Source organism: Nonomuraea aridisoli, assembly GCF_003236395.1.
GTDB classification, from domain to species: domain Bacteria; phylum Actinomycetota; class Actinomycetes; order Streptosporangiales; family Streptosporangiaceae; genus Nonomuraea; species Nonomuraea aridisoli.
The window spans coordinates 1-13,604 of sequence record NZ_POUD01000085.1; the positions used below are offsets into that span (position 1 = coordinate 1).

A 13,604-nucleotide genomic window follows, 5' to 3' on the forward strand; every position below is an offset into this window, starting at 1 on the left:
CCCGGCCCCCGGTGACCCCGACGCCGTCCGCCACGCCCAGCGCCGGCCCTTCGGGCACGCCCGCGCCGGCCCGCGTGGCCACGCCCTCCGCTTCCCCGCGGGACGAGGACGACGACGACCTCGACCCGGACACCGACACGGACACGGACACGGACACGGACACAGACGACGAGCGCGGCTCGGAGCTCGACGACGACTGAGGCGGTCCGGGGCTTTTGCGACGTCTCGGACAAAAAGGGGGAAATCCGCCATCGCGACGGCGTCACGCCGTTCGCGAATATGGGGCGGCCCGCATTTCACATCCTTTTCCGTACGAGGGTGCGGCCGGCCGCCCATGCGGTTCCGAAGATGAAAGTTCTCTCATAGAGAGTTCATTTTCGCCTAACCACCCGTCCCCACCCTGGACACGGTCAGCCCAACCGTGCGAGTCGATAGGGGTTCCGTGGCAGAGGCGAAAACTGCGGCAAGTTCCACCTCGCCCGACGAGCGGTCGTCCACGCCCGGTGGTCCGGGCGGAAAGGACCGCTCGGCGGCCAGACGCACCCGGCGGCGCGTCCTGCTCGGCGCCGCCACCGTCGCGGCCTGCGCCGCCATCGGGTTCGGCGCCACCGACCTCGCGATGGGCGGGCGCATCACCCTGGCGGTCTTCGTCGTGGCCACGCTGCTGTGGATGTTCACCTCGGTCGACGACACGTTCATCGCGCTGGGCGCGGGCCTCGTGCTGGTCGTCACCGGGGTCCTGGAGGTCGAGGTGCTCTTCGGCAGCCTCGGCGATCCGACGATCTGGCTGCTCATCTTCTCGTTCGTGATCGCGGCGGGGGTCTCCAGATCGGGGCTCGCCACCCGGGCCGGCGCGTTCCTCGTCTCCGGCGCCCGGACGGTCCGGCAGCTCGCCCATCTGACGACGGCCGCGCTGGTGATGACCGCGTTCGCGATCCCGGCGACCTCGGGGCGGGCGGCGCTGGCGTTGCCGATCTTCCTCGCGCTCGCGCGGGCGCTGGGGGATCGCCGCCGGGTCATCCTCGCGATGGCCCTGATCTTTCCCACGGTGATCCTGCTGTCCGCCGTCGCCACGCTGATCGGGGCGGGCGCCCACCTGATCACGGCCGAGATGCTGGCCCAGACCACGGGCCACCAGATCGACTTCGTGCGGTGGCTGGTGCTGGGCGTGCCGCTGGCGATCGTCTCCTCCCACCTCGCGGCCGAGCTGGTGCTGATGCTCACCACCCGCCGCGCCGACCGCAGGGAGCCGGTGCGCATCACCGCCGAGTCGATCGGCGAGGCCACCAAGACGTCGGTCACCGGGCGGCTGAGCGAGGCCCAGACCCGCTCGGCCACGCTGCTCGCCGTGATCGTCGTCCTGTGGTGCAGCGAGCCGCTGCACGGCGTCTCCCCCGCGGTGGTCGCCTGTGTCGGCGCCCTCGTCACCGCTTCCCCCGGGCTCGGCACCATCCGGCTGAAAGACTCCTTCGCCACCGTCCCGTGGCCGATGTTGCTCTTCATGGCCGCCACGATGGCGATGGGCGTGGCGCTGACCACGTCCGGCGCGGCGGCGTGGATCACCGAGCGCCTGTTCGGGCCGGGGCTGGGCCCCGCGGTGCCGCCCTGGCTGTTCCTGGGCGTCGTCATCGCCCTGAGCACCGCCGCCCATCTGGTGCTGCAGTCTCGCTCGGCCCGCTCCAGCGTGCTCGTGCCGCTGGTCATCGCCGCCGCGTCGGGCACGGGCGTCTCCCCGGCCGCCGCCGCGTTCGCCTCCACCGCGGCCGCCGGCTTCTGCCAGACGCTCCCGTCGTCGGCCAAGCCGGTGGCGCTCTTCCACCAGGTCGACGGCGTCACCACCTACACCCCGCGCGACCTGCTGCGCGTGGCGGCCGTGCTGGCTCCGCTGTCGGCCGGGCTCGTCCTGCTCTTCGCTCTCATGGTGTGGCCGTACCTCGGCCTGCCGGTCCACTGAATCCCTCGAGTGCGGTTCAAAGGAGAACTCATGCTGCGCATCGTCGTCGCCCCGAGCGGTTTCAAGGAGTCACTCTCGGCCGAGGAGGTCGCGGAGGCCATCGCCGGCGGAGTACGCCGTGTCGTCCCCGACGCGGCGATCGACACGGTCCCGCTGATCGACGGCGGGGAGGGCACGGCCGAGTCCCTCGCCCGGACCACCGGCGGCCGTCTCGTCCCGCGCGTCACCACCGGGCCCACGGGCAAGCCGGTCCGGTCCCACTTCGCCATCGCGGGCGGCTCCGGGCCGCGCACGGCCGTGGTCGAGATGGCGGCCACCGCCGGCTTACGCCTGGTGCCGGGCGGCGAACGCGACCCGGGCCGTACGACCACGTACGGCGTGGGCGAGCTCATCACGGCGGCGCTCGACGCGGGCGCCCACCGGATCCTGGTGGGCTGCGGCGACTCCGGCACCTCCGACGGCGGCGCGGGCGCCCTGCAGGCGCTCGGGGCCCGGCTGCTCGACGCCGGCGGCGACGAGCTCCCGCCCGGTGGCGCCGCGCTGGCCCGGCTGCACCGCATCGACCCGACCGGGCTCGACCCCCGGCTGACCGAGACCGAGATCCTCGTCGCCTGCAACCCCTTCAACGTGTTGTGCGGCCCGAGCGGGGTGGCCCGGGTGTTCGGGCCGCAGAAGGGCGCCACGCCCGAGCAGGTCGAGCTGCTCGACCAGGCGTTGTCGCGGTGGGCCGACGTCCTGGAACGTGACATGGGCGTGAAGGACGTCGACATCCGCACCGGCCCCGGCACGGGCGCGTCGGGCGGCCTCGGAGCGGGCCTCGCGGCGCTCGGGGCGCGGCTGCTCCCCCGCTTCGACGTGCTGCTCGACTACGTCGACCTCGACCGGCTGCTGGCCCGTTGCGACCTGGTGTTCACCGCCGAAGGGGCGATCGACTTCCAGACCTCGCGCGGCAAGATCCCCGCCGAGGTGGCGCGGCGGGCCAAGCGCTACGACAAGCCGGTGCTCGCGCTGGCCGGCACCATCGGCGCGAACGCCCATCTGGCCTACGACTGCGGCATCGACGCCTTCACCAGCATCCTGCCCGCGCCGGTGGCGCTGGCCGAGGCGATGTCGCGTGGCGCGGAGTTCCTCAGCGACGGCGCCGAACGCGCCCTGCGGGTGCTGCTCCTCGGCACGTCGCTGACCTCGGCCGCCCGGGGGCGCCTGGCGCACCTGCCGGGCCGGCGCGTGGCGCTCGACCTCTGATCCGGGGCCCGGAAGGCTCTTGATCGTTTCGCGTGCACACAAGGCAACCTGTTATACAGGTCGGCATCCTGTCATATAGGTTGCGAGGAGCCATCAGGTGACGGTGCGAGGATCGACGGCCGGCTACGACGTGGTGCTGGTGGGCGGCGGCATCATGAGCGCCACCCTCGGCGTGCTGCTGCGCCGCGCGCAGCCGGACTGGTCGATCCTCGTGCTCGAACGGCTCGACGGCCTCGGCCTGGAGAGTTCGTCGGCCTGGAACAACGCCGGCACCGGCCACGCCGGGCTCTGCGAGTTCAACTACACGCCGCTCACCGGCGACGGCTCGATCGACGTCGGCAGCGCCATCGCGGTCAACGAGCAGTTCCAGCTGTCGCGGCAGTTGTGGGCTCGGCTGGTCGAGGAGGGCACGCTCGGCGACCCGGCGGGGTTCATCCGTTCGGTGCCCCACTTCGGCTTCGCCCACGGCGCGGCCGGGGTGGAACACCTGCGCCTGCGCTACGAGGCGCTGCGGGAGCATCCGCTGTTCGGCGGGATGGAGTTCACCCGCGACCGGGACGTCATGGCGCGGTGGCTGCCGCTGATGTTCGGCGGCTGTCGCGGCGGCGAGCCGGTCGCCGTCTGCCGCACCCGCGGCGGCACGGACGTCGACTACGGGGTGCTCACCCGGCGGTTGTTCGCCGCTCTGGCGCGCGACGGCGTCGAGGTGCGGACGGGTCACGACGTGCGCACGCTCCGGCGCGACGGGAAGTCGTGGCTGCTGCGGGTGCGCGACCTGGCCGGGGCCCGTGACCACGTCGTACGTGGTTCGTTCGTGTTCCTCGGGGCGGGCGGAGGCACGCTTCCGCTGCTCCAGAGCGCCGGCGTACCGGAGATCCGGGACTACGGCGGCTTCCCGATCAGCGGACGGTTCCTCCGCACGGCCGACCCCGACCTGGTCGCCCGCCACCACGCGAAGGTCTACAGCCACGCGGAGCCCGGCGCGCCGTCGTTGTCGGTGCCGCACCTCGACACCCGGGTCGTGGACGGCCGTGAACATCTCATGTTCGGGCCGTTCGCCGCGTTCTCGCCGCGGTTCCTCAAGCGCGGGCGCCTCACCGACCTGCCGCGGTCGGTGACCGCCCGGAACGCCGGGACGTTGCTCGGCGCGGCCCGCACCAACGCCGACATGCTGCACTACCTCGTCGGTCAGCTGGCGCAGACCCGCGGCGGCCGGTTCCGGGCGCTGCGCCGGTTCGTCCCTGACGCGCGGCCGGACGACTGGGACGTCATCACCGCCGGCCAGCGGGTGCAGGTGGTCAAGCGGGTGAACGGCCGGGGGGCGATCGCCGGGTTCGGCACCGAGGTCGTGACGTCCGCCCACGGCGGCCTGGCCGCCCTGCTCGGCGCCTCACCAGGCGCCTCCGCCTCGGTGGCGATCATGCTGAACGTGCTCGAACGCGGCTTCCCCGACCGCCTGCCGTCCTGGCGCCCCGCCCTCCAGACCCTGGTCCCCGGCTACGGCGAGCCCCTGTCCGAACGCCCGGATCTGCTGGCCGAACTCACCCGACGCACCGCCACCGCACTGGCCCTGGACGAAGCCACCTCCCCATGAATCCGAACGAGGCGACCAGCATGGGTGGACGAACATCGCGAACGGTATGGGTGGCTGAGCATGGGTGATGAGCGCGGCGGGAGTCTGGCCGATCGGGTGGAGGACGAGTTGCGGCGTGGCATCGGGCACGGCGCCTGGCAGCCCGGCGAGTTGCTCCCGTCCGAGGGAGAGCTCGCCGCCCGGTTCGAGGTCAGCCGCACCGTCGTACGCGAGGCCATGTCGCGGTTGCGCGCGGCCGGCCTGGTCGACACGCGGCGAGGGCGCGGGTCGTTCGTCCTGACGAGGCCGGCGGCGCAGGACTTCACCCACTCCCTCGGCACCGTCCGCAGCCTCAACGACCGGCTGCAGCTGCTCGAACTACGCCGCGGAATCGAGGTGGAGGCCGCGGCGCTGGCCGCCGGCCGCCGCACGCCCGCCACCCTGGCCGCCGTCGACGCGGCGCTGCGGCGGATGGCGACGGTGCGGGGCAGTGCCAGCGACGCGGTCGAGGCCGACTTCGCCTTCCACCGCGCCATCGCGGTCGCCGCCGCCAACCGCTTCTACCTGGACCTGCTCGACACGCTCGGCGTCGGCGCGATCACCCGCCCGTACGCCACCGGACCGGACCCGGGTCACCTGGACAAAGTCCTCGACGAGCACCGCAGAATCCGTGACGCGATCTTCGCCGGGGACGCCCTGAGCGCCGCCGCGGCCATGCGTACCCACCTCGACGCCTCCCGCACCCGCCTGACCGGCTGACCCCGGGCCCAACCCGACAACAGCCCCTGGTGCGGCTGGGAGGGGCGTACAACGAGAACCGGGCCCGTACCCCTGGGGGTACGGGCCCGGCTCATGCCGCACGCCGGATTCAGGCGGGGACGATGTTCTCCGCCTGCGGGCCCTTCTGGCCCTGGACGACGTCGAAGGACACGCTCTGCCCCTCGGTCAGCTCGCGGTAGCCGCCGTTGGCGACGATGTTGGAGTAGTGCGCGAAGACGTCGGCGCCGCCGCCGTCCTGCGCGATGAAGCCGAAGCCCTTTTCAGAGTTGAACCACTTCACGGTGCCAGTAGCCATGTCGATCTCCTTCAGATAGCGCAGACCTAGCAGGATCCGCACCTCGCGGAATCCCGGTCGCCGCAATGAGCCCATCCGGAAATGACCGGCCAACAAAAACGCGCCTGGAGATCAAACAATCTGCAGGCGCGCAAAAAGTTTTAATGGGTACCACAACTGCAACGCTTCACAGCCTAGCACACCCTTTCGGCGAAGCGCGCCCGGCGGCGTCCGCGAGAATTTTTACCCGCGCGACGGGCCTGGTGTGGGACCGTGGGAGCGCACCGGCGACCCGTTCCACGAGGGCTCCGCAGCCCCGCCAGATCAGGCGTCGGCGCTGGCCAGAAGGCGTTCACGGAGCCCGTTCCGCCGGTCCGCGGCCCAGGCCGCGGAGGCGGGAAATCCGTCGGCGCCTCACACTGGAGGTCGATTTATTGGACGGAGAGGCGCATACTCGTACAAATGAGGCCTACACGAGCCGGTACCCGGCGCCGACTGCCCGGAAGCCCCTTCAACACTCCTGAAATCCCTCCGCCGCCTCTCGAGCAATTCGCGGTGCAGGACTTGGTCAGCCACGACAAATACGGCCTCGGCCGGGTCATCCACGTGGAGCAGAATTCCACTGTTCTCGTGGATTTCGGCGCCGAGACATACCGCATTGTCCCGCCGTACGCGAAGCTCACCAAGTTGTGACCGCTCGCCGGGTTCACCAGGAGCGGTTGGCGTAGGAGCTCCAGTCGTAGCGCCCGACCTGGCCCTCGCCGATGCGGAACTTGTAACCGTCGAACCCGCCGCGGGCGCTGTAGCTGAAGCGGAACTTGCCGTGCTCGCCGGTGACCAGCCGGTGGCCCTGGTGCCAGCCACGCCCGTCGTGGTACCAGAAGTCCACGTACGTCTTCTCACGGTCGCGGTCACGGTCCCACACGTCCACGTCGAAGTAGTAACGGCCGTTGGCGTAGTAGTAGAAGCCCTTGTAGTAGGAACGGTGGCCGCTCGACTCACCCCTGCCGTAGCCGGAGTACCCCTCGAACCAGTGCTTGCTGAACGACGACGCCGTGCTCGCACTGGTGGTGGCCGCCTGCGCGGGAGCCGCCGCGACACCGGCCACCACGGCGCCCGCCAGGACCGTACCGGCGAGCAGGCCACGAAGCTTCGACATGACAACCCATCCCTAGTTGTGAGGAAGAACCTCCGGAGCGATCGCTCCGGACGACCCTCAATCTAGGCAGCCGCGATCTCCCGTTCTGCGTACAAACGCACAGATCAGCGCCGGCGTGCACAACGACACACAAGGCCCGTCGCCGCAGGAGGTCGGCGGGGTTCGCCGCATGTTCGCCCGCCCGGCCGGCGCTACCGTGTCGGGATGGCTCTCCTCTCCCGTCTCGAGCGTTTCAACGCGCGGCACCCATGGAGCCACAACGACTTCTACGGACGCTGGGTGGCCCGGCAGGTCGCCGGCGCCCGGCACGTCCTCGACGTCGGATGCGGCACGGGCAACCTGATCGACCTGCTCCGATCGCGCGCGGTGTCGGTCACCGGTCTCGAACCGGACCCGGCCACGGCCCGCGTCGCGGCGGCCCGGTTCGCGGGCGACGAAGGGGTGGTGATCGAGCAGGCGGGGTTCGAGCAGCGCGACCGCGACCGCCGCTGGGACGCGATCACGCTCGTGGCGGTCCTGCACCATCTTCCGCTGGCGGAGACGCTGCGCGAGCTGCACGAAAGCCTCTCCCCTGGCGGCCGCCTGGTCGTCATCGGCTGCTACCGGGAGGCGAGCCCGGGCGACTTCCTCGTCTCCACGGCCGCGGTCGCCGCCAACCCGCTGATGGGCCTCGTCAAGCACCCGGCCCGCGCGCGGTCACTGCCGGTCCAGATGACCGCGCCGACCGCGCCCCCGCGCGAGACCGTGGCCGAGATCCGCGCGCAGGCGGCCGCCGCACTGCCCGGTGCGAGGATCCGCCGCCGCCTGTTCTGGCGGTATTCACTGGTCTACGACCGGCCATGACGCCCTGATCGAGCGTTCGATCGTCTGGGCCGCCGCGATGAAGGCGCGCACCTGCGCGGCGTCGAGGTCGCGGTGCGTGGTCTCCTCCAGGACGGCCCACATGCGTTCGATCGGTTCGCGCATCGCGCGGCCTTTCTCGGTGAGGCGGACCAGGGTGGCGCGCCGGTCGTGCGGGGCCTGCTCGCGGACGACCAGACCGGCCTCCTGCATGCGGCGCAGTGACTTCGAGACCGTCGAGTGGTCCAGGCCGACGCTCTCCAGCAGCTCCGACTGCGTCTGCCCGTCGCGGTCCATGAGCTGCATCAGCAGGAGCTCCTGCCCAGGATGCAGCCCCAGCTCCCGCAGCAGGCCGGCGGCATAGCCGCGGTGCGCCCGGGCGAGGCTGAAGATCGCGTAGCTCAGCGGGCCGGCCTGGGCGGCGCTGGGCAGCCGCTGGTCGGAGGCGTCGGTCATCGGGGAACTCCTCAGGTGACGGGTGTCTGCGACGCGGGGTGGCCGGTGTAGCCTGCCACCCAGCCACCGTAAAAGGTGGCCCGGTCGGTTGTGTTGAGCGGAGCCCCCGGACGCACCGGGGTCGGCCGGCGCCATGGCGCTGACGGCGACGACCTCGGCTGTCCGGTGTTCGATGTGCCGCCGGCTCCGTTGAGGAGAAGCGCGGTGGCCCACGCCGCCCGCAGGCGCCGCCATGCGGGACGTGTACAGCGGCGCCGGCGTCGCCATGAGGGCGGTGTACAGCTCCTCGGCGATGTCGTTGTACGGGTTGCCGGGCGAGATGCACAGGCCCGTGCGGCCCACGCCGATCCCGTCGGCGACCGCGGCATCCGGGTCATGAGGGTGACGCTGTCGGGGGCGGGTACGGCTCAGCGCATGGGGCGGGGGCATCGTGCGGTGTCGCGGGTGGCCGACGTCGTGGTGGAGGCGTGGGCGGACGGCAGGGAGGAGTGCCTGGCCGAGGTGGTGCAGGCGCTCGTGGAGAGCTGCGCCCGCGCGGGCGACGCGGTGCCCGACGCCTGTGTGATGTTCGCCCTGGCGGAGGAGACGGACGAGGCGCTGCTGACGGCCGTACTGGATGAAGTGATCCGTCAGATCGAGGCGAACGGCCGGGTGACGGTGGACGTGTCGGTGGACGAGCGAACCGGCGCGACGAGGGGCCAGGTCGAAGTGCGGCTTGCCACCGTGCCGGTCGAGGCCGTCGAGCGCGTGGCCACGGCGCCGGCGGCGCTCGCGGTGCACGGCGTGCGGTTCGGCTGCGAGGACGGCGTGTGGCGCGCCCGCCTGCATCTGGCGCTCTAGCAGCCGCTCACGGAACGTCTCAGTCGTCGTGGGCGATGTGCATGAGCTGCCGCCACAGCAGCACCACGAACACCGCGGAGCCGGCGAAGGCGAACCAGAAGGGCGCGGCGACGCCGAAGCGGGTGGCGAGGACACCGCCGATCAGCGAGCCGACCACCAGACCGGCGTAGACGCAGATGGTGTTGACGCTGCCCACCCGGCCCTGGAGTTCGCGCGGGACGGCGCGCTGGCGAACGGTGACCGAGGTCGTGCCCCAGATGAACGCGTGCGCGCCGAAGACCAGGAAGATGCCCCCGGCGACCCACGGCGAACGGGTCAGGGCGAGGCCCAGGTGGGTGAACGTCTCGATGATGAGTCCGATCCGCATCAGGGCGCCGAGGCTCACCCTGCGGGTGATGGCTCCGTACAGGCCGGTGCCGATCAGGCCGCCGATCCCGCTGATGGTGGTCATCAGGCCGAAGCCCATGGCGCCGAGGCCGAGCTGCTCCTGGGTGTAGAGGACGAGAACCGACCAGGCCGCGCCGAACGTGAAGTTGAAGATCAGGATCGTGAGCGCCAGGGTGCGGACCGCCGCGTGCCGGATGGTCCAGCTGAACCCGGCGACGAGTTCGCGTACGGTGTCGGGCTTGGCGTCGGCGGTCTGGCGGCCGTGCGGCGGCAAGGTGATCCGGGAGACCAGGACGATGCCCGCCAGCACCAGGAGCAGCTGGCCCGCGAACGGCCAGGTGAAGCCCAGGCCGAACAGCGCGGCGCCGATCGGCGGCCCGGCGAGCTGGTTGAGCGTGATGAATCCCGTGCCCAGGCGGGCGTTGGCGATGACGAGATCGTCCTTGCCGACCATCATGGGCGTCAGCGTGGCCGTCGTGTTGTCGGCGAACACCTCGGCGATGGACCGGAGCGTGAGCGCCACCAGCGCCGTCACCACGGTCACCGTGCCGGTCACCATCAGCACGACGAGCGCCGCCAGCACCAGAGCCCGCACCGCGTTCGCGACGAGCACGATCCTGCGCCGGTCGTGCCGATCCGCCAGCACGCCCGCGTACAGGCCGAACAGCAGCGGCGGCGCCCAGCTCACCAGGGCCGACAGCGAGATCATCAGCGGATCGCGCGTCAGCGTCGCGATCAGCAGCGGGCCCGCGGCGGCCGCGATCCCGTCCCCGAGATTCGTCAGCCAGCTCGACGCCAGCAACCATCGGAATCCTGTCCCCAGCCGGGCAGGCAGGACCCTCTCCACCACTGTGACCACGAGCGTAAAACCATACGTTTCGGGGGGATCCGCGGCAACGCGTTTTCGCGTCGGCAGAGCACCAGGAGGCGCGGTCGCTGACGCCCTCGATCAGCAGGAGGACCTCTCAGCCACACCGGTTGCTTAAAGGCATTAGGTATATTCGGAACATCTTTAAGCAACCGAGAGGGCACATCATGGCGTCGCACCGGCAACCGATCACCACACCCGTCACCGCCGACCTGCTGCGCGGCGCCATCGACGTCGAACGCACGGCGCACGGCCTGCTGCCGCACCGGCTGCCCGCCCGGGCACGGCGGCAGATCCCCGACGAGCAGCTGGCCGCGGCCGAGGCGCAGCCGTCCGGCGTCCGGCTGGTCTTCCGCACCCGGGCGACGGTCATCGAGCTGGACACGCTGCCCACCAAGAGGGCCTACCTGGGGCTCCCGACTCCGGCGGACGGCGTGTACGACCTGCTGGTCGACGGCCGGCTGACCGGCCAGGCCACGGTGCCGGGCGGCAGGGTCCGCACGACCGACCTGGCCACCGGCTCCGTCGACCTGCGCGAAGGGCCTCCCGGCACCGCCCGGTTCGCCGACCTGCCCGAGGGCGACAAGGACGTCAAGATCTGGCTCCCGCACAACGAGGTGACCGAGCTGATCGCCCTGCGTACCGACGCCCCGGTCGAGCCCGCGCCGGCCGGCGGGCGCCGGGTGTGGCTGCACCACGGCAGCTCCATCAGCCACGGCTCGAACGCCGCCCACCCGACCGCCGCCTGGCCGGCCCTGGCCGCGGCGCGGGGCGAGGTGGAGCTGGTGAACCTGGGGTTCGGCGGCAGCGCGCTGCTCGACCCGTTCACCGCCCGAGCGATGCGCGACACCCCCGCGGACCTGATCAGCGTCAAGATCGGCATCAACGTCGTCAACGCCGACGTGATGCGCCTGCGCGCCTTCACGCCCGCGGTCCACGGCTTCCTCGACACGATCCGCGAGGGACACCCGGCCACGCCGCTGCTGGTCGTCTCCCCCATCCTCTGCCCGGTGCAGGAGGACACCCCCGGCCCTCTCGTGCCCGACTTCGACGGCGCGACCCTGCGGTTCAGGGCCACGGGCGACCCGGCCGAGCGCGCCGCCGGCCGCCTGACGCTCAACGTCATCCGCGACGTGCTCGCCAAGGTCGTCGCGCAGCGGACGGCCGACGACCCGAACCTGCACTACCTCGACGGCCGCGACCTGTACGGCGAGAAGGACTACGCCGAGCTGCCGCTGCCCGACGAGATCCACCCCGACCCGGCTGGCCACCGCCGCATCGGCGAGAACTTCGCGCGCCTCGCCTTCGGCCCCGGCGGCCCATTGACGCCGGCCAGTCATTTGAAATGACTAGTCAGATCAGGCACCGCTGAAAGAGGCGACGATGTCCGGTGACGCGGAGCGGGCGCGGCTGCTCCGGTGGGTGGAGCGGGTGACCGACTTCTGCGCCGAGGAGTGGGGTCTGCCGCCCATCACCGGACGCATCCTCGGCTGGCTCATGATCTGCGACCCTGCCGAGCAGTCCGCCGGCCAGATCGCCGAGGCCATCCAGGCCAGCCGTGCGTCGCTCACCTCCAACATGCGCTTCCTCACCGCCATCGGGCTCGTGCGCAAGGTCAGAAGGTCAGGCGAGCGCAGCGCCTACTACCGCATCGAGGACGACGCCTGGCAGAAGGTCATCCAGCGCAAGCTCGACGGCCTGAGCGCGTTCGGCGAGATCGCCGACGAGGGCATCGCGCTGGCCGGCGGCGACGACCACCGCGCCGAACGCGTCAGGGCCGCCCACGACTCCCTCGCCTGGCTGCGGGACCTCGCGGCCCGCCACCCCCTGCGACGCTGAGGACGACCCCATGTCCCGTACGAAACCCGAGCTCGGCCTCATCCAGGAGACCCTGCTCCTCACGCTCTACGCCCGAGCCCTGGACGCCGCCCGGCCGGACCCGCTCCTCGGCGACGCCCTGTCCGCCGAACTCGTCACCGGACTCGACTACGACTTCCGCTCGCTCAAGGCCGGGCCGAGCCTCGTCGTCACCACCGCGCTGCGCGCCAGGAAACTCGACGACGTCGTGCGGGCGTTCGTCGCCGCCCACCCCGGTTGCGTCGTGCTCGACCTCGGGTGCGGCCTGGACACCAGGGTGTTCCGCTGCGACCCTCCCCCGGAGGTCGACTGGTACGACATCGACGTCCCCGAGGTGCTGCGGCTGCGGACCGAGCTGCTGCCCCACCGCTCCCACCTGGTCGCCGCCGATCTCGCCGAACCGGCCTGGCTCGCGGAGATCCCCGGCGACCGACCGGCCGTGGTCATCGCCGAAGGGCTGCTGCCCTTCATGCCCGGCGACTCCTTCCAGGAGCTGACCCGCGCCCTGACCGCCCGTCTCCCCACCGGCGAGCTGGCGCTGAACGGCTACACCCGTTTCGCGGCCTGGGCCATGAAGTACCACCCTTCGATCAAGGCCCTGGGCGTCCAGGCCGCCCGAGGCTTCGACAGCCCGTACGAGCCCGAGTCCTGGGGCGCCGGCCTGCGCCTGGCCGGCGAGCAGATCCTCGCCCGCGCACCGGAGGTGGCCCGCTTCCCGCAACCCCTCCGCGCCCTGACCCGCCTCACCGCGCTCAGCACGCGCCTGTCACGGCAGGGAGCCCGCGTCCTCCGCTACCGCTTCTGACCCTCGGGCGGTCAGACGCGGAAGATCCTCGCCAGCGACTTCAGCCGGTTGGCCCCGCGGACCAGCACGGCCAGGCCGATCAGCACCAGCAGCATGATCAGGACACCGCTCTGCTGCCCGCGCGAGACCACCGCGAGAACGATTCCGGCACCGACCACCGCGACGAACATCAGCTCGCAGACGATGATCAGGCCGAGGGCGGAGCGATGCCGGCCCGTGTGGCGGAGCAGGAAGACCGCCCATCCGGCGGACACCCCCGGCGCCGTCGCGAACTGCACGAACGCCTGCACGACGTCCGCCAGTCTCGACCCGGACGCCGGATGCGCCCCGGACAGCAGCAGGCCGCCGTAGGCCGCCACGGTCGCGGACGTGATCGGCGCCGCGGCCAGCCACAGCCTCCCGGCGAGCGGATGTTCCAGCGTGAAGCCGAGCGCGAGGCCGGCGAAGAAGACGGCGAGCAGCAGGAAGACGGCTGCCTCGACGACCGCGTACGGGCGGTCGCCCGCCGCGGGGACGCCCGCCACGGCCCGGACGCCCGCGCTGAGGCAGGCGGTGGACAGCACGGT

At 71.8% G+C, this 13,604-nt stretch carries 15 protein-coding genes and 1 pseudogene; 11 read left to right on the plus strand and 5 right to left on the minus strand.

Annotated elements, in window-relative coordinates; all coding sequences use genetic code 11:
• From C1J01_RS49965 to C1J01_RS53145, 5 genes and pseudogenes are all read left to right on the plus strand, one after another.
• Positions 1 to 200: pseudogene (locus C1J01_RS49965) on the plus strand (hypothetical protein); the annotation flags it as partial.
• A gap of 242 nt (positions 201 to 442) precedes the next feature.
• Positions 443 to 1,954 carry an SLC13 family permease gene (locus C1J01_RS21060; protein ID WP_220040012.1) on the plus strand — a complete coding sequence of 504 codons (1,512 nt, stop codon included), beginning with the start codon at positions 443 to 445 and terminating at the stop codon, positions 1,952 to 1,954.
• Positions 1,955 to 1,984: 30 nt separating this feature from the next.
• On the plus strand, positions 1,985 to 3,199 hold the full coding sequence (locus C1J01_RS21065) for a glycerate kinase (RefSeq protein WP_111180702.1): 1,215 nt from the start codon (positions 1,985 to 1,987) through the stop codon (positions 3,197 to 3,199).
• A gap of 97 nt (positions 3,200 to 3,296) precedes the next feature.
• Complete coding sequence (mqo, locus tag C1J01_RS21070) at positions 3,297 to 4,793, plus strand: malate dehydrogenase (quinone) (RefSeq protein ID WP_181448884.1); 1,497 nt, start codon at positions 3,297 to 3,299, stop codon at positions 4,791 to 4,793.
• A 60-nt stretch (positions 4,794 to 4,853) separates the two neighbouring features.
• On the plus strand, positions 4,854 to 5,531 hold the full coding sequence (locus C1J01_RS53145; RefSeq protein WP_111180703.1) for a FadR/GntR family transcriptional regulator: 678 nt from the start codon (positions 4,854 to 4,856) through the stop codon (positions 5,529 to 5,531).
• 109 nt (positions 5,532 to 5,640) lie between these two features.
• Here C1J01_RS53145 and C1J01_RS21080 read toward each other — a convergent pair whose 3' ends face one another.
• Entirely contained in the window at positions 5,641 to 5,847 is a 207-nt protein-coding gene (locus C1J01_RS21080; RefSeq protein ID WP_111180731.1) for a cold-shock protein, read from the minus strand.
• A 534-nt stretch (positions 5,848 to 6,381) separates the two neighbouring features.
• On the opposite strand from C1J01_RS21080, the gene C1J01_RS52270 reads away from it, so the two are divergent.
• On the plus strand, positions 6,382 to 6,519 hold the full coding sequence (locus C1J01_RS52270) for a hypothetical protein (RefSeq protein WP_235854571.1): 138 nt from the start codon (positions 6,382 to 6,384) through the stop codon (positions 6,517 to 6,519).
• Positions 6,520 to 6,532: 13 nt separating this feature from the next.
• Here C1J01_RS52270 and C1J01_RS21090 read toward each other — a convergent pair whose 3' ends face one another.
• On the minus strand, positions 6,533 to 6,985 hold the full coding sequence (locus tag C1J01_RS21090; RefSeq protein WP_111180705.1) for a hypothetical protein: 453 nt from the start codon (positions 6,983 to 6,985) through the stop codon (positions 6,533 to 6,535).
• A 204-nt stretch (positions 6,986 to 7,189) separates the two neighbouring features.
• Between C1J01_RS21090 and C1J01_RS21095 the strand changes: the two genes are divergently transcribed.
• Positions 7,190 to 7,828 (plus strand): class I SAM-dependent methyltransferase, encoded by a 639-nt coding sequence (locus tag C1J01_RS21095; protein ID WP_111180706.1) that lies wholly within the window; start codon positions 7,190 to 7,192, stop codon positions 7,826 to 7,828.
• On the opposite strand, the gene C1J01_RS21100 is transcribed toward C1J01_RS21095, so the two are convergent.
• Positions 7,805 to 8,281, minus strand: a complete 477-nt coding sequence (locus C1J01_RS21100) for a MarR family winged helix-turn-helix transcriptional regulator (RefSeq protein WP_111180707.1) — start codon at positions 8,279 to 8,281, stop codon at positions 7,805 to 7,807. The two genes, C1J01_RS21095 and C1J01_RS21100, sit on opposite strands and share 24 nt — an antisense overlap.
• Before the next feature lie 375 nt (positions 8,282 to 8,656).
• On the opposite strand from C1J01_RS21100, the gene C1J01_RS21105 reads away from it, so the two are divergent.
• On the plus strand, positions 8,657 to 9,121 hold the full coding sequence (locus C1J01_RS21105) for an archease (RefSeq protein ID WP_111180708.1): 465 nt from the start codon (positions 8,657 to 8,659) through the stop codon (positions 9,119 to 9,121).
• Positions 9,122 to 9,140: 19 nt separating this feature from the next.
• On the opposite strand, the gene C1J01_RS21110 is transcribed toward C1J01_RS21105, so the two are convergent.
• Complete coding sequence (locus C1J01_RS21110) at positions 9,141 to 10,310, minus strand: MFS transporter (protein ID WP_220040013.1); 1,170 nt, start codon at positions 10,308 to 10,310, stop codon at positions 9,141 to 9,143.
• A gap of 233 nt (positions 10,311 to 10,543) precedes the next feature.
• Here C1J01_RS21110 and C1J01_RS21115 point away from each other — a divergent pair, with 233 nt between their 5' ends.
• From C1J01_RS21115 to C1J01_RS21125, 3 genes are read left to right on the plus strand one after another with little or no spacing between them, the layout of a single operon-like run.
• On the plus strand, positions 10,544 to 11,725 hold the full coding sequence (locus C1J01_RS21115) for a GDSL-type esterase/lipase family protein (RefSeq protein WP_111180710.1): 1,182 nt from the start codon (positions 10,544 to 10,546) through the stop codon (positions 11,723 to 11,725).
• 34 nt (positions 11,726 to 11,759) lie between these two features.
• Positions 11,760 to 12,215, plus strand: a complete 456-nt coding sequence (locus tag C1J01_RS21120; RefSeq protein ID WP_111180711.1) for a GbsR/MarR family transcriptional regulator — start codon at positions 11,760 to 11,762, stop codon at positions 12,213 to 12,215.
• Between the two features lie 10 nt (positions 12,216 to 12,225).
• A complete protein-coding gene (locus C1J01_RS21125) occupies positions 12,226 to 13,038 on the plus strand; it encodes a class I SAM-dependent methyltransferase (protein ID WP_111180712.1) in 813 nt (270 codons plus the stop codon).
• Positions 13,039 to 13,049: 11 nt separating this feature from the next.
• On the opposite strand, the gene C1J01_RS21130 is transcribed toward C1J01_RS21125, so the two are convergent.
• Complete coding sequence (locus tag C1J01_RS21130; protein WP_111180713.1) at positions 13,050 to 13,601, minus strand: hypothetical protein; 552 nt, start codon at positions 13,599 to 13,601, stop codon at positions 13,050 to 13,052.
• Positions 13,602 to 13,604 lie beyond the last annotated feature (3 nt).

Bases quoted from the DNA above. Each gene is read 5' to 3' on its own strand.
- C1J01_RS21095 (WP_111180706.1), top strand. From the start codon at position 7,190: ATGGCTCTCCTCTCCCGTCTCGAGCGTTTCAACGCGCGGCACCCATGG.
- C1J01_RS21120 (WP_111180711.1), top strand. From the start codon at position 11,760: ATGTCCGGTGACGCGGAGCGGGCGCGGCTGCTCCGGTGGGTGGAGCGG.
- C1J01_RS53145 (WP_111180703.1), top strand. From the start codon at position 4,854: ATGGGTGATGAGCGCGGCGGGAGTCTGGCCGATCGGGTGGAGGACGAG.
- C1J01_RS21090 (WP_111180705.1), bottom strand. From the start codon at position 6,985: ATGTCGAAGCTTCGTGGCCTGCTCGCCGGTACGGTCCTGGCGGGCGCC.
- C1J01_RS21065 (WP_111180702.1), top strand. From the start codon at position 1,985: ATGCTGCGCATCGTCGTCGCCCCGAGCGGTTTCAAGGAGTCACTCTCG.
- C1J01_RS21080 (WP_111180731.1), bottom strand. From the start codon at position 5,847: ATGGCTACTGGCACCGTGAAGTGGTTCAACTCTGAAAAGGGCTTCGGC.
- C1J01_RS21105 (WP_111180708.1), top strand. From the start codon at position 8,657: ATGAGGGTGACGCTGTCGGGGGCGGGTACGGCTCAGCGCATGGGGCGG.
- C1J01_RS21100 (WP_111180707.1), bottom strand. From the start codon at position 8,281: ATGACCGACGCCTCCGACCAGCGGCTGCCCAGCGCCGCCCAGGCCGGC.
- C1J01_RS21115 (WP_111180710.1), top strand. From the start codon at position 10,544: ATGGCGTCGCACCGGCAACCGATCACCACACCCGTCACCGCCGACCTG.
- C1J01_RS21125 (WP_111180712.1), top strand. From the start codon at position 12,226: ATGTCCCGTACGAAACCCGAGCTCGGCCTCATCCAGGAGACCCTGCTC.